The organism is Phaeobacter sp. SYSU ZJ3003 (assembly GCF_041300735.1).
GTDB lineage: Bacteria > Pseudomonadota > Alphaproteobacteria > Rhodobacterales > Rhodobacteraceae > Phycobacter > Phycobacter gallaeciensis_A.
Genome location: NZ_PXNU01000002.1, coordinates 194,851 through 210,712 on the forward strand (window position 1 = coordinate 194,851; position 15,862 = coordinate 210,712).

15 protein-coding genes are annotated in these 15,862 nt (G+C 64.3%); 3 read left to right on the forward strand and 12 right to left on the reverse strand.

Annotated features, from left to right (window positions below; genetic code table 11):
* Position 1: 1 nt before the first annotated feature.
* From C6W91_RS02430 to atpD, 8 genes are read right to left on the reverse strand one after another with little or no spacing between them, the layout of a single operon-like run.
* Positions 2 to 883, reverse strand: a complete 882-nt coding sequence (locus tag C6W91_RS02430) for a F0F1 ATP synthase subunit gamma (RefSeq protein ID WP_274839804.1) — start codon at positions 881 to 883, stop codon at positions 2 to 4.
* Positions 870 to 2,510: a F0F1 ATP synthase subunit alpha gene (locus C6W91_RS02435; protein WP_370570410.1), complete on the reverse strand. Its 1,641-nt coding sequence runs from the start codon at positions 2,508 to 2,510 to the stop codon at positions 870 to 872. The genes C6W91_RS02430 and C6W91_RS02435 overlap by 14 nt, the downstream gene beginning before the upstream one ends.
* Entirely contained in the window at positions 2,476 to 3,258 is a 783-nt protein-coding gene (locus C6W91_RS02440; protein WP_065271940.1) for a hypothetical protein, read from the reverse strand. The genes C6W91_RS02435 and C6W91_RS02440 overlap by 35 nt, the downstream gene beginning before the upstream one ends.
* Before the next feature lie 4 nt (positions 3,259 to 3,262).
* The gene (locus C6W91_RS02445; protein ID WP_065271941.1) at positions 3,263 to 3,553 is read right to left on the reverse strand and encodes a F0F1 ATP synthase subunit C; all 291 of its coding nucleotides are present in this window, start codon (positions 3,551 to 3,553) and stop codon (positions 3,263 to 3,265) included.
* Positions 3,554 to 3,555: 2 nt separating this feature from the next.
* A complete protein-coding gene (locus tag C6W91_RS02450) occupies positions 3,556 to 4,293 on the reverse strand; it encodes a F0F1 ATP synthase subunit A (protein WP_065271942.1) in 738 nt (245 codons plus the stop codon).
* Positions 4,294 to 4,312: 19 nt separating this feature from the next.
* On the reverse strand, positions 4,313 to 4,606 hold the full coding sequence (locus tag C6W91_RS02455; protein ID WP_065271943.1) for an AtpZ/AtpI family protein: 294 nt from the start codon (positions 4,604 to 4,606) through the stop codon (positions 4,313 to 4,315).
* On the reverse strand, positions 4,603 to 4,992 hold the full coding sequence (locus C6W91_RS02460; RefSeq protein ID WP_065271944.1) for a hypothetical protein: 390 nt from the start codon (positions 4,990 to 4,992) through the stop codon (positions 4,603 to 4,605). Before C6W91_RS02460 ends, C6W91_RS02455 begins: the two co-directional genes overlap by 4 nt.
* Positions 4,982 to 6,382, reverse strand: a complete 1,401-nt coding sequence (gene atpD / locus C6W91_RS02465; RefSeq protein ID WP_065271945.1) for a F0F1 ATP synthase subunit beta — start codon at positions 6,380 to 6,382, stop codon at positions 4,982 to 4,984. The genes C6W91_RS02460 and atpD overlap by 11 nt, the downstream gene beginning before the upstream one ends.
* A 207-nt stretch (positions 6,383 to 6,589) precedes the next feature.
* Here atpD and C6W91_RS02470 point away from each other — a divergent pair, with 207 nt between their 5' ends.
* The 3 genes from C6W91_RS02470 (at position 6,590) to C6W91_RS02480 (ending at position 10,566) form a co-directional block, all read left to right on the forward strand.
* Positions 6,590 to 7,027 (forward strand): hypothetical protein, encoded by a 438-nt coding sequence (locus C6W91_RS02470; RefSeq protein WP_065271946.1) that lies wholly within the window; start codon positions 6,590 to 6,592, stop codon positions 7,025 to 7,027.
* 70 nt (positions 7,028 to 7,097) lie between these two features.
* Positions 7,098 to 9,842, forward strand: coding sequence for a cation-transporting P-type ATPase (locus C6W91_RS02475; protein ID WP_274839803.1), 2,745 nt, complete (start codon positions 7,098 to 7,100; stop codon positions 9,840 to 9,842).
* Positions 9,829 to 10,566, forward strand: coding sequence for a sulfite exporter TauE/SafE family protein (locus tag C6W91_RS02480; protein WP_274839802.1), 738 nt, complete (start codon positions 9,829 to 9,831; stop codon positions 10,564 to 10,566). Before C6W91_RS02475 ends, C6W91_RS02480 begins: the two co-directional genes overlap by 14 nt.
* Here C6W91_RS02480 and C6W91_RS02485 read toward each other — a convergent pair whose 3' ends face one another.
* Genes C6W91_RS02485 through acsA form a run of 4 tightly spaced genes read right to left on the reverse strand, consistent with a single transcriptional unit; the run spans position 10,567 to position 15,720 of the window.
* On the reverse strand, positions 10,567 to 10,812 hold the full coding sequence (locus C6W91_RS02485; protein WP_274839801.1) for an acyl carrier protein: 246 nt from the start codon (positions 10,810 to 10,812) through the stop codon (positions 10,567 to 10,569). It lies immediately after the preceding gene.
* Positions 10,809 to 11,972: a dihydrolipoamide acetyltransferase family protein gene (locus C6W91_RS02490; protein ID WP_370570411.1), complete on the reverse strand. Its 1,164-nt coding sequence runs from the start codon at positions 11,970 to 11,972 to the stop codon at positions 10,809 to 10,811. The genes C6W91_RS02485 and C6W91_RS02490 overlap by 4 nt, the downstream gene beginning before the upstream one ends.
* Positions 11,969 to 13,972 carry a pyruvate dehydrogenase (acetyl-transferring) E1 component subunit alpha gene (pdhA, locus tag C6W91_RS02495; protein WP_274839799.1) on the reverse strand — a complete coding sequence of 668 codons (2,004 nt, stop codon included), beginning with the start codon at positions 13,970 to 13,972 and terminating at the stop codon, positions 11,969 to 11,971. Before pdhA ends, C6W91_RS02490 begins: the two co-directional genes overlap by 4 nt.
* Positions 13,969 to 15,720 (reverse strand): acetate--CoA ligase, encoded by a 1,752-nt coding sequence (gene acsA, locus C6W91_RS02500; protein WP_065271952.1) that lies wholly within the window; start codon positions 15,718 to 15,720, stop codon positions 13,969 to 13,971. Before acsA ends, pdhA begins: the two co-directional genes overlap by 4 nt.
* Between the last annotated feature and the right edge of the window lie 142 nt (positions 15,721 to 15,862).

Genomic DNA, 15,862 nt, shown 5'->3' on the forward strand with positions numbered 1-15,862 from the left:
GTCAGGCTGGATCACCCTGATCCACCGCCTCGAAGCCTGAAATGATATCCAGCAGCTCGCGGGTGATTTCCTCCTGCCGTTTCTGACGATAGGCATCCATCAGCTCTTCGCGGTGGTCGCTGATATTGCCCTCTGCCCGGCGCATGGCAGCCAGACGCGCGGCGTGTTCGCTGGCCAGGGATTCGGCAAGTGCGCGATAGATCTGCACAAAGATCCGCTGCCCGATCAGCCAGGAGAACAGCTTGGTCGGCGCCATGCGGTAGGTCGGCAGGCTGCGCGATGGCCAGGGTTTGCGGGCCAGCGCATCGAGATCCCCGCGCGGCACCGGCAGCAGCGGCCACTCGGTCGGCACCGCCAATGAAGCCCCGGCGCGGCGGTTGAACAAAAGCGAGACTGTCCCGACGCCCGCTTCGGTCCAACGGTCGATTTCCACCGCAACCGCATGTACCGTGGCGGTCAGACCGGCGGCCGATCCGGGCAGCGCAAACAGCGCATCGGGCTTGTGACCCTCTGCCTCCAGATGCGCGGCCACCCGCTGGCCCAGCACGCAGAGGCGGCAATCGCTCTCCTCCAAGAGCCGCACGACCGCGCGACCGCCGATCCTGTCGTTGAACCGCCCGCACAGCCCCCGGTCAGAGCCGATGACGATCAGCGCCGATCCCGGCGCCACCTCTGCGGGTGACCCCACCTGCGGCTGCAGAGACTGATCACGCAGCACAGCCTGCAACCCCAGATCCACCGTGCGTTCATACTGCAGCATAGCCGCAGCTGCGCGTTCGTACTGTCGGATACTGACCGAAGAGAGGCTTTTCATGGTGCGTACGATGGAATGGATCTCGGCGGTGGTGTGCATCCGCGCCGAAAGCGCCTCAAGCGTCTGCATCACCCACTCCTTCGCGCCGCGGCGAATGCGGATCGTCGGGATAGAACCCGGTCAGCGCCGCCTGCATCGCCGTGATCAGGGCCGCCCGCTGCGCCGGGTCCAGCGGCGCGCCGCCCTCGATGGCATCGCAGATCTCGGAACAGGTCCGGCGGGCGGCCCGAGCCGCATGCAGCCCCGCATCGCTGACCCTGTCAGCAGGAATGGCATCGAACAACCCTTCGGTCGCGGCCAGCAGCGCCGCGATCTGGTCCGCCACCTCAAGCAGGTGATGTTCACGCTGCTTGAGGATTTCCCGTACCCGCAGCCCCCGGTCCAGCCGCTGCCGTGTCTCGGCATCGATCTGGGTGCCAAAGCGGGCAAAGGTCTCCAGCTCTTCGAATTGCGCGTAATAGAGCCTTAAATCCCCCGCCACAGCGCGAAAGGCAGGCAATTGCGCCTTGCCGCCAACGCGGCTGACCGAGGTGCCGATGTCGATGGCCGGCAGCCTGCCCTTTTCGAACAGCGAGGGCGACAGGTAGATCTGCCCGTCCGTGATGGAAATGAGGTTGGTGGGAATAAACGCGGAAATATTCTGCGCCTGTGTTTCGATCACCGGCAGAGCAGTCAGCGAACCGCCACCGTGTTCTTCGCGCAGCGGAGTGGCGCGTTCCAGCAGCCGCGAATGAATATAGAAAATGTCACCGGGATAGGCCTCGCGGCCGGGCGGGCGGCGTAACAGAAGCGACAGCTCGCGATAGGCGCGGGCATGGCGGGTCAGATCGTCATAGACGATCAGCACATCACGCCCTTCGTCCATGAAATGTTCAGCCATGGCAGTGGCCGCATAAGGCGCGATGAACTGCAACCCCGGCGCGTCCTCTCCGCCGGCCACCACGACGATGGTCCGCTCCAGTGCGCCGCCCTTGCGCAGGCTATCGATCACCCGCGCCACCGCCGAGGCCCGCTGCCCGATGGCGCAATAGATCGAGATCACCCCGGTGTCGCGCTGGTTCAGAATGGTATCGACGGCGATGGCCGTCTTGCCGGATTGCCGATCACCGACGATCAACTCGCGCTGACCACGCCCGATGGGCACGGCGGCATCGATCGCCTTGATCCCGGTCTGCAGCGGCACGCTGACCGGGGCGCGGTGCATGATGGGCGGGGCCGCACGTTCGATGGGGGCGCGGTCGCGGCACTGCAACGATCCAGCACCATCGATGGGCTGCCCCATCGCATCGACAACCCGCCCCAGCAGCGCGGCACCAACCGGTGTGTCAACGACGCGGCGTGTGCGGTGCACCTTGTCACCGGGGCGGATGCCGACGCTGTCACCCAGTACAATTACCCCGATGCGGTCGGTGGCCAGGCTGGAGGCGATACCAGTCTGCCCACCGGCAAAGACCACCAGCTCATCCGCCCTGAGGTCGGGAAACCCGGCGATCCGCGCAATGCCATTGCCAACAGAAAGCACCCGGGCAACATCGGTGATTTCGGCCACCGGGGCGGTTTCGGCAAGGATCCGGTCCATCCGGTCGACCAGCCCTGCGGCAATCCGGCCCGCCATGCCCTGCCCGTCTGTGCGCTTGTCATTGCGCCCGCCGTTCTGCCCGTCATGCGGCATCGGCAGCCTCGCTTGCCACGGCATCCAGGCTTTCTTCGATCAGCAGGCCCAGCCGGTCCAGATAACGCCCCGCCGACCAGTCCAGCACCTGATGACCCAGCGTCAGACGGATGCCAAAGGTGACATCCCCGGCGGTGGCATAATCCACCTTGATACCCTCTGCGATTTCGTCGTGGATGGCGCGGGTCAGGTGACGCCGCGCCGCGCTTGGCAGCTCCATGCTGCATTCCACCAGCGCCGCCCCCGGCATGCCTTCCGCTGCCCGTTCCAGCCGCCTGCGCTCCTCAAGGTCGAGCGAGGACAATTGCCGGGCGAACTCTGCCGCCATCTGCTCCGCCAGATCGGCCCCGGCGAAATCCGCCAGAACACGGCGCAGCGCCTGCCCCACGTGGGCGGCTGTGCGCTTTTGCATCTCCAGCACGATTTCAGTGCGGTCCTCCTGCAAATGGTCCAGCCAGGCCGCACGTTTCTGCTCCATGTCTTCGCGCAGATCGGCCTCCAGCTCTTGGCGCAACGCCTCGGCTGCGGCGCGGGCCTTTGCCATCTCGGCCTCCCTATGGCTGTCCAGCGCCTGCCGCTCGGCCCGCAGCGCTTCGGCTTCGGTGACAGCCTCTTCACGCACGCGGCGCGCATCGCCAAGCCGCTCGGCAATCCGTTGTTCCCGCTCGGCCATTGCCTTGGTCACAGGCCCGTAAAGAAAGCGTTTCAGCAACCAGATCAGAACGAGGAAGTTCACCAGTTGCGCCGCGACGGTCAGCCAGTCGATCTGCACCGGATCATCCTCCGCCCGGGAGCGCCGCAGTCAGAGCGGCGATGTCCACGAATGGGTTGGCAAACAGCAGAATCATCGCCACCACGAAACAGTAGATCGCGGTGGATTCGATCATCGCAAGACTGACGAAAAGGGTGCGGGTGATCGTCGGGGCGGCGTCCGGCTGCTGTGCAAGGGACTGCAGCGCCTGCGCCGCGGCCCGGCCTTCGGCCAGCGCGGGGGCGATGGCACCGATGGTGATGGTCAGCCCCGCCGTGACAATCGAGGCGATGGCGATCCAGACGGAAGCGTCCATGATCAGGGTTCCTTTCGTGTTTGGCTGTGACCGGTTTGGTTGGCAGGGGAGGCGCCGACACCAGACGACGGCGATCGGCTGCTGCGGGCGCCCGAGGCGATGTAGACCATCGCCAGAACGGCAAAGATATACGCCTGAATCAGGCCGGTCAGCAGGCCCAGAACCTGCATGACCACCGGGAAGAAGAACGGCGCCACGCTGATCAGGATGCCGACGATGATCGTGCCGCTCATGACATTGCCGTATAGGCGCACGGCCAGGGCAACGGTCCGCGATGCCTCTGACACCAGATTGAAGGGCAGCATGATGGGGCTGGGCCGCACATAGGTCTTCAGGTAACCGCCGATCCCCTGCCGAGCGATGGAAAAGGCGGGCACTGCCACCAGCACCGCGATGGCCAGCGCCGCAGTGGTGGAGAGGGAGCCGGTAGGCGGCACATAGCCAGGCACCACCGACAGCAGGTTGGCGGCGGCGATGAACAGGAACAGGGTTCCGATAAAGGGCAGATAGCGCGCGCCGTCACCGCCGCTAATCTCGGAAATCTGGTCGCGGATGGCGGTGACGATGACCTCCAGCATGACCTGCCAGCGGGAGACCTTTTCGCCCGTCGACAGGCGCGAGGTGACCAGCCAGGACCCGGCGGCCAGCAGCGCCATCACCAGCCAAGTGAACGCCACGGTGGCGGTCAGCTGCAACCCGTGCCATTCGGCCAATACCCATTGATCGGGACTGATCTGCATCACAGTGTCTCCGCCTGTGTCATTCATCACCCCCTTCGCGCTGCACCCAGTACCAGGCGTTGAGACAACCCAGCGCCGCACCAGCCAAAAGCAGGATCAGCGTCCAGGACCGGTGCGACTGGACGTGTCCATCGATCCAGACGCCCAGCGCGACGCCCAGAACCACCGGCACCGCAACTGACCAGCCGACAAGACCGAACATCCCCAGCCCATAAAGCGCGCTGCGCTGCGGGTGCTTTTGTGCCGCCTGTTTGCGACGGGCCTTGCGGACGATCTCTTCCGCCTCCTCTGCGTCGGGCCGTTCGCCGTTCATAGCGCCTGCTCCAGTTCCAGGAACCGGCGCACGATCTGTGCCTCCAGCCGAGCCAAGGCTGCGCGGGCGGCCCGTTCGCTTTGCTCGGCGGCGCGGAAATCGGCCTGCGCCCGCTGTTGCACCGTCTGCAGATCATCGCCCAGCACCGCGCCGGAGGTGGAGACCAGCACCTCATCCCCGACCTTGACCAGGGTTCCGGAATGGATCCCGGCATAGCGCACCTGGCCGCCCGTCTCCTCGTAAGTCAGGATGCCCGGGGCCAGCTGAGAGACATAATCGATATGGTGCGGCAACATCCCGAATGCGCCATCCGGCCCTTCGGCCACAATACGCACGACCTCCAGATCAAGGCACAGCCGGTCGGGCAGCAGGATCTTAAGCCGCATATCCCGCCCCCTCTTTCTGCTCCAGATCCGCCACCGTTCCGATCATGTAAAAAGCGCTTTCGGGATGGTCGCGGAACTCATCATTCAGGATGCGCTCACAGGAGGTCAGCGTCTCACTCAGCGGCACGAAACGCCCCGGTATGCCGGTCATCTTTTCGGTGGAGTAAAACGGCTGTGTCAGAAACCGTTCGATCTGCCGGGCGCGGCGCACGGTGGCGCGGTCCATTTCCGAAAGCTCCTCCAGCCCCAGCATGGCGATGATATCCTTGAGATCCTCGTACTCGGCCAGAGTGTTGCGCACCGCGCTGGCGATCATGTAGTGGCGGGTGCTGACAACCCCCGGCGTCAGCATCCGGGAAAAGGATTTCAGCGGGTCGATGGCGGGATACAGCCCTTCGGAGGCCTTCTTGCGCGACAGGGTGATCGAGGCTGACAGGTGCGAAAACGTATGCGTCGCCGCCGGGTCGGTGAAATCATCGGCCGGCACGTAGACCGCCTGAATCGAGGTCATGCTGCCCCGGCTGGTGGAGCAGATCCGCTCTTCCAGATCGGCCAGCTCGGTGCCCAGCGTCGGCTGATAACCCACCCGCGACGGGATCCGCCCCAGAAGGCCCGAAACCTCAGAGCCGGCCTGCACGAAACGGTAAATATTGTCGATCAGCACCAGAACATCGCGGTTCAGATCGTCGCGGAAATACTCGGCAATGGTCAGGGCCGCATGGCCGACGCGGAACCGCACGCCGGGGGTTTCATTCATCTGGCCAAAGACCATCACGGTGCGGTCCAGCACCCCGGCCTCCTCCATGTCGCGATGCAATTCCTCGGCTTCGCGGCAGCGTTCCCCGATGCCACAGAACAGGCTGATACCCTCGTATTCGGCGACCATATTGTGGATCATCTCGGTGATCAGAACGGTTTTGCCAACGCCTGCACCGCCGAACAGCCCCGCCTTGCCGCCGCGTTCCAGCGGGCTGAGCAGGTCAATCGCCTTGATCCCCGTCTCAAACAACTCACCCTCGGCCCGGCGCCGGGACAGCGGCACCGGCGTGCCATGGATCGATCGGCGCGGCATGTCACCGGGCAGCGGGCGTCCGTCAATGGGATCGCCGAACAGGTTGACCATGCGTCCAAGCAGGGCAGGCCCCACCGGCACCGAGAGCGGCAGACCGGTGTTGCGCACCGGCATGCCAAGGCGCAGCTCCGTGTTGGGATTGAGGATCAGCCCGCGCGCGGTCTCCCGCCCCGGCAGGCTGGCGACCTCGATGGTGATCGCGGGATCGGACAGGGTGACCAGACGAGTGCCGATTGCGGGCAGCTCTGCCGCGAACCGGACATCGGCGATGCTGCCCTCGATGGCAGTGATATGGCCAATGGATGCGCTGTCGGACACGTCGGATCCTTTTGTTGCACCTGTGCTGCAAGCCTATCAGAAACAGGCGTTTGGTGCTGATATTATGACCCATCGGCGCATTCACCTTGATTGGAGTCAATTCAATGACATGGGAATCAGACTATTCTGCCTATGATTTCCGCACCCGGGCGGAGCGGATCCGCTGCACCCGGTGTTTGTCTTATGACGCACAACCAAAGGTGTCCCATGGCCAAAACTCAATCTGAATCGAAAACCTCCGGCGGCTTTGATCAGGCGGCGCAGGCTCTGTTTTCCGCCAATCCTCTGCTGGGCCCGCAGGCGCATCAATTCTGGGAAGTCCAGGAAAAGATCCTGCAAGAGGCCGAACAATTTTCAAAACACTGGTTCGACCGCCGCCACACGGCGGCCCGCACCGCATTGCAGGCCACGGCAGAGCTGTTCGGCACTGCTCCGGTCGATCCCGGTGCGGCGGCCAAGGTGCTGCACGACTGGCAGATGCAATCCGCCGAGCGGGTGGCCGAAGACGTCCAGGAATGGGTCGATTTCTGCACCCGCAGTGCAGAATATGTCACCGCCGGTGAAGTCAGCGCCAACAAGGAAACGCTGGATTCGGTCTCCGCTGCGGTCGAGGATGCAGAGCACGGCCACGCAATTCCGGTGTGACCCGGCCGCCACCTGACATTTCCGGATGGGCAGTTTCCAGGTTGTCCCGCACCGCGTGACGGAGAGTGATATGGCACCGGTGACGGGCACAGCACCAGACGCCTTGCCTTTCGCCCTGCCTGCAGCGGATGTCGCTGCGGCGCTGGCCTGCGATCCGGCCCGCGGCCTGAACGCCGCCGAAGTTGCCGCCCGCCGCGCCCGCCACGGCAGGAACCAGCTGCGGGCCCAAAAGCCGCAAAGCGCGCTGCTGCTTCTGGCGCATCAGTTCCGCAGCATCATCATCTGGCTGCTGGCCATGGCAGCCGGGTTGTCCTTTGCTTTCGGTGACATTCCAGAAGGTCTGGCGATCCTGGTGGTGATCCTGTTCAACGGCGCCATCGGTTTTTTCACCGAATTGCGCGCGGTCCGCTCGATGGAGGCATTGCTGCGCATTGCCGAGGTCAGGACGCTGGTGCGCCGCGACGGCAGAGTGCGCCGGATCGATGCCCGCGCGCTGGTGCCGGGAGATATCGTGATCCTCGATGCCGGAGACATCGTCACCGCCGATCTCCGTCTGCTGCAGGCCTCGAACCTGCAAAGCGATGAATCGATCCTGACCGGGGAATCCCTGCCCGTTTCCAAGAGTATCGACCCGGTCGCCCCGGAGGCCGGGATCCCGGACCGTCACAACATGGTGTTCAAGGGCACCGCAATCACCCGCGGCGCCGGAGAGGCCATCGTCGTGGCCACCGGGATGACAACCGAAATCGGCCAGATCAGTGCCCTGACAGAAACCGCCGAGGCCGAGATATCGCCACTGGAGCGGCGGCTGGACAGGCTCGGCCACCGGCTGGTCTGGCTGACGCTGGCTCTGGCCGCGTTGATGATTGCAGCGGGCGTTCTGCGCGGTCACGCGCTGATCGACATGATCCGCACCGGTACGGCGCTGGCGGTAGCGGCGGTGCCCGAAGGCCTGCCGATCGTCGCCACCCTCTGTCTGGCGCGCGGCATGTGGCGCATGGCGGCGCACAATGCGTTGATCACCCGGTTGTCCTCGGTAGAAACTCTGGGGGCAACGACGCTGATCCTCACTGATAAGACCGGCACACTGACAGAGAACAAAATGGCGGCGGTGCGCTACCTGTTCGAAGGCGCCGAGGTCCGGCCCGCGAAAAATGCCGCCGCACCGGCTGACGACCGCTTCGATCTGGCGCTGCGGATCGGGGTTCTGTGCAACAATGCCGAAACCGGCAATCCGGCCACCGGAGACAGCGCCAGCGGTGAGCCAATGGAGGTCGCACTGCTGCACGCTGCCCAAGCAGCCGCGATGACCCGCGCGGAGCTTGAGCAAGATTTTCCCCAGGTGGCCGAACACGCCTTTGACCCCGAGCATAAGATGATGGCCAGCGTCAACCGCGCCGCGGACGGGGACCGGGGCGGGTTCATCTACGCCATCAAAGGCGCGCCCGAAGCGGTGATCGAAGCCTGCGACACTCACTTGCTGCCGAATGGTCCGGCGCCGCTGGATGGCCCAGCGCGGCAGGAATGGGCAGCCCGGCAAAGCGCCGCCGCGCGCGAGGGGCTGCGGCTGCTGGCGCTGGCAATCAAGCACGCCGAAACACCTGACGAAGACCCTTATCAGGGCCTGACGCTGGTGGGGTTGGTGTGTTTCCTGGATCCGCTGCGCGCTGATGTGCCCGATGCGATCCGCGCCAGCCTGGCGGCCGGGGTGCGGGTCGCGATGATCACCGGCGATCATGCAGATACTGCGGCAACAATTGCCCGGGACGCCGGTTTAACTCTGGGCGACCTCACGGTGATCGAAGGCGATGACCTGCGGGATTTCGACCCTGATACGGCGGATTTCGCCTTACGTGACAGGGTGCTGGCGGCAGATGTCTTTGCCCGTGTGGCGCCGGAAACGAAACTGACGCTTGTGCGCCTGTTCCAGCAGGCCGGGCATGTGGTTGCCATGACCGGCGATGGCGTCAACGATGCCCCGGCGCTGAAGAAATCAGACATCGGCATCGCCATGGGCAAACGCGGTACACAGGTCGCGCGCGAGGCGGCCGATGTGGTGCTGAAAGACGATGCCTTCGGCACCCTGATTGAGGCCATGTGGCAGGGGCGGGTGATTTTTGACAATATCCGCAAATTCGTCGTCTACCTGATGTCCTGCAACGTCAGCGAGGTGCTGGTCGTCGGCATCGCCGTCGGCGCCGGTCTGCCCGCACCGCTTCTGCCCTTGCAGATCCTGTTCCTGAACCTTGTAACCGATGTATTCCCGGCCTTTGCACTGGGGCTGGGCAAAGGAGACAGAGCGATCATGTCCCGGCCGCCCCGTGACCCCTTGGAGCCCATTGCCGGACGGCCGGAATGGGCGTTGATCGGTGTTCTCAGCCTGCTGATTACCGGCGCGACGCTATTGGGGTTTGCTCTGGCGCTCTACTGGCTGCGACTGGAGACCGGGCAGGCGATCACGGTGGCCTTCGTGACACTGGCCCTGGCGCAGCTGTGGAATGTCTTCAATGTGCGGGGAGACAGCGGTCGGCAACTGGTCAACGACGTGACGGGGAACCCATACATTTGGGCAGCGCTGGCCCTGTGTGCTGGTCTGTTGGCACTGGCGTTGTGGCTGCCGTCGCTGTCGGCGCTGCTGGATCTTCCCGACCCCGGCCTGCCGGGATTGGGTCTGGCTGCAGCGCTCAGCCTGGTGCCGTTGATTGCCGGGCAGATCCTACTGTTGTTCAACCTCACACCGGGACATGACCGCGAGCTGGGAACGCAGCCGTCAGGCCGGGCCAGCCTTCGGGGGCGCGACGTTGAACGCGGTTGATCTGCTTCTGGCTGGATCCGTGGTTTTCACAGCGGCCTTTCTGCGTGGTTATTCGGGGTTCGGTTTTTCGACCGTCCTGATGGCAGGGCTGATCTTCTGGCTGCCTGCCAGCCAGATCGCGCCGATGTCCATCGCGCTTGAGATCATCGCATCTCTGGGACAATCGCGCAGCGTGCTCAGGGATGTGGAACGCCGCGCCCTTGCCTATCTGCTGCTGGCCGGGTTGATCGGCAATCCAATCGGGGTGGCACTGCTGGATCATGTACCGGATCAGGCGATGCGGATCGGCGTGCACGTCTTGATCATCGGCGCGGTTCTGACGCTGCTGCTGCGGCCCATCCGGCCCACAGTTCCAACCGCCATGGTTCTGTCCCTCGCCGGCTTCGTTGCCGGTGTGGTCAATGGCGCCACTGCAATGAGCGGGCTGGTGCTGGGCCTGTTCTTCACCACAACCGCGATCAGTTCACGGGCCATGCGGGCGACGATGATCGCCTATTTCTTCTTCACCGATCTCTGGGCTGGCGCGCTTCTGACGGTCTCCGGCCACTACGGCGGGCAGATCCTGTGGCATATCGCAGCCGCCCTGCCCCTGCTGTTCATCGGCCTATGGCTGGGCTCAATCTGTTTTGCCCGCTATGGAAGCCACGACAGGCGTTTTCGCCGCATCGTGCTGTGGCTGCTTCTGGCGCTGTGTGTTATCGGCTTGGGCCGGGCGCTGCTTTAGTCAGGACACCCTGGCGGAGAGATACTCCACCAGATGATCGAAGCTGTCCATCTGGGGATAATCCGCTTCGGGCATCTCCAGAGAGAACCGTTTGCCCAGCGCGGTGACGAGGTTCAGGAAATCGATTGAATCGATGTCGAACTCATCCCGCAGATCGGCGCTGCTGTCGATGTCGTCCAGCGGGATATCCGGCGCGATCCGGGTCAGCTCTTCGCCAAGGGCCTGTTCTATCTCGGTGCGGGTCATAGGGTTTCGGGCTCCTGTAGAAATCGGTCGATGGCGCGCAGGAACAGCGCGCCGCGATGGCCGTCGCTGACGCGGTGGTCTGCGGCCAGTGTCAGGGTTGCGATCTGGCGCGGCACCACCTTGCCATCCACCACCCAGGGGCGCAGCGCGGGCGTACCGATGCCGACGATGGCCACCTGTGGTGGGTAGATCACCCCAAACAGCCCGTCGGTGCCGCGGTCCCCCAGACTGGTGAGGGTGATGGTGGCATCCGACAATTCGCGCGCCTTGAAGCGGCCCGCGCGCACCCGTCCGATCAGATCGCGCATCTGCGCCATCAACCCGTCGCGCTCCTGCGCGGCCACATCGAACAGCGCGGGCGCCACCAGCCCGCCACCGCGCAGCGCGATGGCAAGACCGATATGGGCCTCCTTGGCTGGGGTGAAGGTGCCACCTTCGAAATGGCCATTGAACTCGGGGTATTTCTTCAGCGCCCGCGCCATGGCGCGCAGGTAGAACACCGGCGGTAGCACACGGTCCTCGGGCGCGCGGGTTTCGTTCATCTCAGTGATGAAGTCATCAAGCGTGGTCAGATCCACCTGATGGGTGAGGTAGAAATGCGGAATTTCCCGTTTGGAGCGCGACATCGCGGCGGCAATCGCCTGCCGCATGGCGCTGAGGCCGGTGTCCTGCGGCGCAGTCTTGCCGCCTGCCGTGATATGGGCGGCGACATCTGCGTGGCGAATCGGCTGGCCGGATGGCACCGAGATTGCACTGAGGTCCACACCCTTTTCGGCCGCCAAGCGTCGTGCCGCCGGAGAAGCGACAATGCGTTTACCGGTGGGAACAGATGGTGCCGGTTGCGAAGGCTCTGCGACCGCCCGGGGTTTGGGCTTTTCGGACTCTGGCACAGGCGTAGGTTCAGCAGTCCGCCCATCTGCTGTCTCCCCGGTATCGATCCGTGCCAGCGGCGTTCCTACGGGCACGCTCTCCCCGATGCCGACCAGCCATTCCGTCACCGTTCCGGTCTCGTAGCACTCTATCTCGATGGCGCCTTTCTGGGTTTCCACCACGGCGATGATATCGCCGTGCGTGATGGGTTGGCCCACGGCCACCACCTGTTCCATCAGGGTGCCCGCCTCCATATCCGCCCCAAGCGAGGGCATGAGGAAATCGCTCATGGGGTCGCCCCCATCACCCGGCGGGCGGTGGCGAGGATCTCCGCCACCTGCGGGATCGCCGCCTGTTCCAGATGCGCCGCATAGGGGATCGGCACCTCGGCGCTACACACCCGGGCCAAGGGGGCGTCCAGATCCCAAAAGGCCTCTTCGGCCAGGATCATGCCAATCTCAGCGGCCAAGCTGCCGCTCTTCCAACCCTCATCCACCATTACCGCGCGGCGGGTCTTGCGCACCGAGGACAGGAGCGTCTCCCGGTCCAGGGGCCGCAGCGAGCGCAGGTCGATCACCTCGGCGTCGATGCCTTCCTGCGCCAGCGCCTCGGCCGCCTCCAGCGTCTTGAACAGGGATCCGCCATAGGTGATCAGCGAGATATCCGTGCCCGCCCGCCGGACCACGGCGCGGTCGATATCCACGGGACCAGCGTTTTCGGCCAGCTCCCCCTCGCGGTTATAGAGCATGACGTTTTCAAAGATCAGCACCGGGTCAGGATCGTTGAGCGCGGTCCAAAGCATGCCACGCGCGTCCTCGACCGTGGCAGGCGCCAGCACCCGCAGGCCGGGGATATGGGCGTACCAGCCTTCGAGTGAATGCGAATGCTGCGCCGCCAGCTGCCGCCCCGCGCCGGTGGCCATGCGGATCACCACCGGCACCCCGAACTGGTTGTTCGACATATGGCGGAAGGTGGCGGCGGTGTTGAGGATCTGGTCCAGCGCCAGCAGCGAGAAGTTGACCGTCATCACCTCGACAATAGGCCGCATCCCGGAAATGGCAGCGCCAATCCCGGCGCCGGTAAAACCGGATTCCGACAGCGGTGTATCGCGGATGCGGTCCTCACCGAACTGATCGAGCAGCCCCTTGGAGACCGCATAGCAGCCACCGTAACGGCCAACGTCCTCTCCCATCAGGAAGACACGGGGATCGCGGGTCATGGCATCGATGATGCTCGCGCGCACTGCGGCGCGGTAGGTGGTGGTGACAGGTTTTCCGGGCGGCGCGACCTCGGGCGGCGCGGGCCGATCAGGCGACATTACATATTTGGCGAGGTCCGCCACCGGCTCCTCTGTGCCACTCTCGGCAAAGGCGACGGCCTCGGCAATCTCGGCGTCAACCTCCGCGGTGATGTCATCCACTTCGCCCGCGCGCAGCAGATGATTTTCCTCGGCCCAGGTCTGGAACCGGACGATTGGCCCCTTGGCGCGCCAGTCGGCGACCTCCTCCTTGGGGCGGTAAAGCTGGGCATCGAACATGGAATGAGCGCGGAAACGGTAAGTGCGGCATTCCAGAAATTGCGGCTTGCCGTTGTCGGCGATGGCCTTCAGAGCGTTCCGCGCAGCGCCTTCAACGGCGACGATATCCATGCCATCCACAACGTGGCTGTCGATGCCATAGCTGGCGGCCTTGGCATGGATATCGGTTTGGGATTCCGATCGGTCCAGCGCCGTGCCCATGGCATAGCCATTGTTTTCACAAACGAACAAAACCGGCAGATCCCAGAGCGCGGCAAGGTTCAGGCTTTCGTGGAACTCCCCTTCGGCCACCGCGCCCTCGCCAAAGAAACAGGCGGTGACGGCCTCGGCCCTTTGCATCCGGTCGGCCAGCGCAAGGCCAGCGGCCAGCGGCAACCCACCGCCGACGATGGCATTGCCGCCGTAGAAATTATGATCGCGGCTGAACATATGCATCGAGCCGCCCCGCCCCCCGGCGCAGCCTTCGGCCTTGCCGTACATTTCCGCCAGGACGCGGCCCATGGGCACCCCGCGCATCAGCGCATGACCGTGTTCGCGGTAGGTGGCGACCACCCGGTCCTGCGGGCTGAGCAACGGGATGATGCCCGCCGCAACCGCTTCCTCCCCATCATAGAGATGCAGGAACCCACGGATCTTTTCGCGGGAGTAGAGTTCGGCGCATTTGTCCTCGAAATGGCGGATGCGGATCATCGCCTTCAGCAGCTCGCGGACATGGGCGTGGTCTAGGCGGGGTTTCACATGGTCGATGCTCATGTCTCGTCGCTTTCCAGGGTTGAGATATCGCCCTCGGGCAGGCCCAGCTCGCGCGCCTTCAGAAGGCGGCGCATGATCTTGCCGCTGCGGGTCTTGGGCAGGTTCTTGCGAAAGGCGATCTCTTTCGGGGCGACCGCAGGCCCCAGCCGTTTGCGGGCGTGCCCCAGCAGATCAAGCCGCAGATCCTCATCCGGCTCATACCCCGGTTTCAGCGCCACATAGGCCTTCACCAGCTCACCCGCGGTTTCATCGGGAATGCCGATAACGCCGACCTCGGCGACGGCCTCGTGCTCCATCAGGGCGCTTTCGACCTCAAACGGGCCAATCAGATGGCCTGCGCTTTTGATCAGGTCATCGGCGCGGCCCACAAACCAGAAATACCCGTCCGCATCGCGCATCGCGAGGTCACCGGTCAGGTACCAGCCATCGCGGAAGCATTTGTCATAGCGCGCCTGTTCATGCAGGTAGCCACGCATCATCGACGGCCAGCCGGGACGCAGGGCCAATTCTCCCATCGCCTGCGGCTCGGTCAGGGCGCGCAGAGAGTCTCCTTCCGGGTCCATTTCGACGATTCCCGCCTCGATCCCCGGCAGCGGCCTTCCCATGGAGCCGGGTTTCACATCCATCGCGGCATAATTGGCGATCATGATGCCGCCGGTTTCGGTCTGCCACCAATTGTCGTGGAACGGCTGACCAAAGGCCGTGTTTCCCCAGATCACCGCCTCGGGGTTCAGCGGCTCGCCGACGCTGGCCATGAACCGCAAGGCGGGGAAATCACGCCCCTGAAGCGCCTCGGTGCCAGCCTTCATCAGCATGCGGATGGCTGTTGGCGCTGTGTACCAGACGTTGACGCCCTCGCCTTCCAGAATGTCATACCAGCGAGCGACGTCAAACTCGGCCTCGTCAACGATCATCGAAACGCGGTTGGTGAGGGGCGCGACGATCCCGTAGGACGTGCCGGTCACCCAACCCGGATCGGCGGTGCACCAATAGGTATCGCCCGCCCGCAGATCCAGCGCGATGCGCCCGGTCCAGTTGTGGGCGACCACCGCCTGATGCACATGCACGACGCCCTTCGGCTTGCCAGTGGTGCCCGAGGTAAAATGCAAAAGGGCTGTGTCCTCGGGATTCATGGCTTCGGTGGTGAACTCCTCCGAGGCATCCGCCATCAGGTCGGTCAGCGGCAGGGTATCCTCTGCCGCCTCATCAATGACAAAGACCTTCCGCAGATCCGGCAGATCCGGGCGCAGGGCTTTCACCTTGCGCTTATAAAGCCGCGCGGTGGTGATCAGCGCATTGGCACCGCCGATCTCCATCCGCGAGCGGATCGGCTCGGGACCGAATGCCGAAAACAGCGGACAGAAGGTGCAACCTGCCTTCAGCGTGCCAAGGGCGGCGATGTATAGCTCCGGCACCCGCCCCAGCAAGGCATAGACCCGATCACCCTTTTGCAGACCCTGGCTACGCAGCATATTGGCGAAGCGGTTGGTTTCCGTCTGTAGCGCGGCGTAGGTAAAATCCTGCTGCGAGCCTGATTTTGAAATCCAGCGCAGCGCCAGCTGCTCCCCATGGCCGGATGCCACGTGGCGGTCCACGGCTTCATGCGCGATGTTCATCCTGCCATCGGACAGCCCATCGATCAGCGCCTGCGCGTCGTCCCAGGAAAACCCGGCGCAGAGGGTATCGTAATCGGTCATATTGGCAGCGGCCCTGACGCTGGCCGGTTTTGTGATCGGCGCTGTCGCCATGATGATCCTCCCCTCCGCTTGCCGCGCCACGCCGGGGCGCGTCTTTGACAATCATAGGTGGCGGGATGGCCCGCGCAGATGACCAGGATCAAAGCGCGGCGCTTTTCCCTCCTTCTGGAAACGACCGGCGATAGGGGCACGG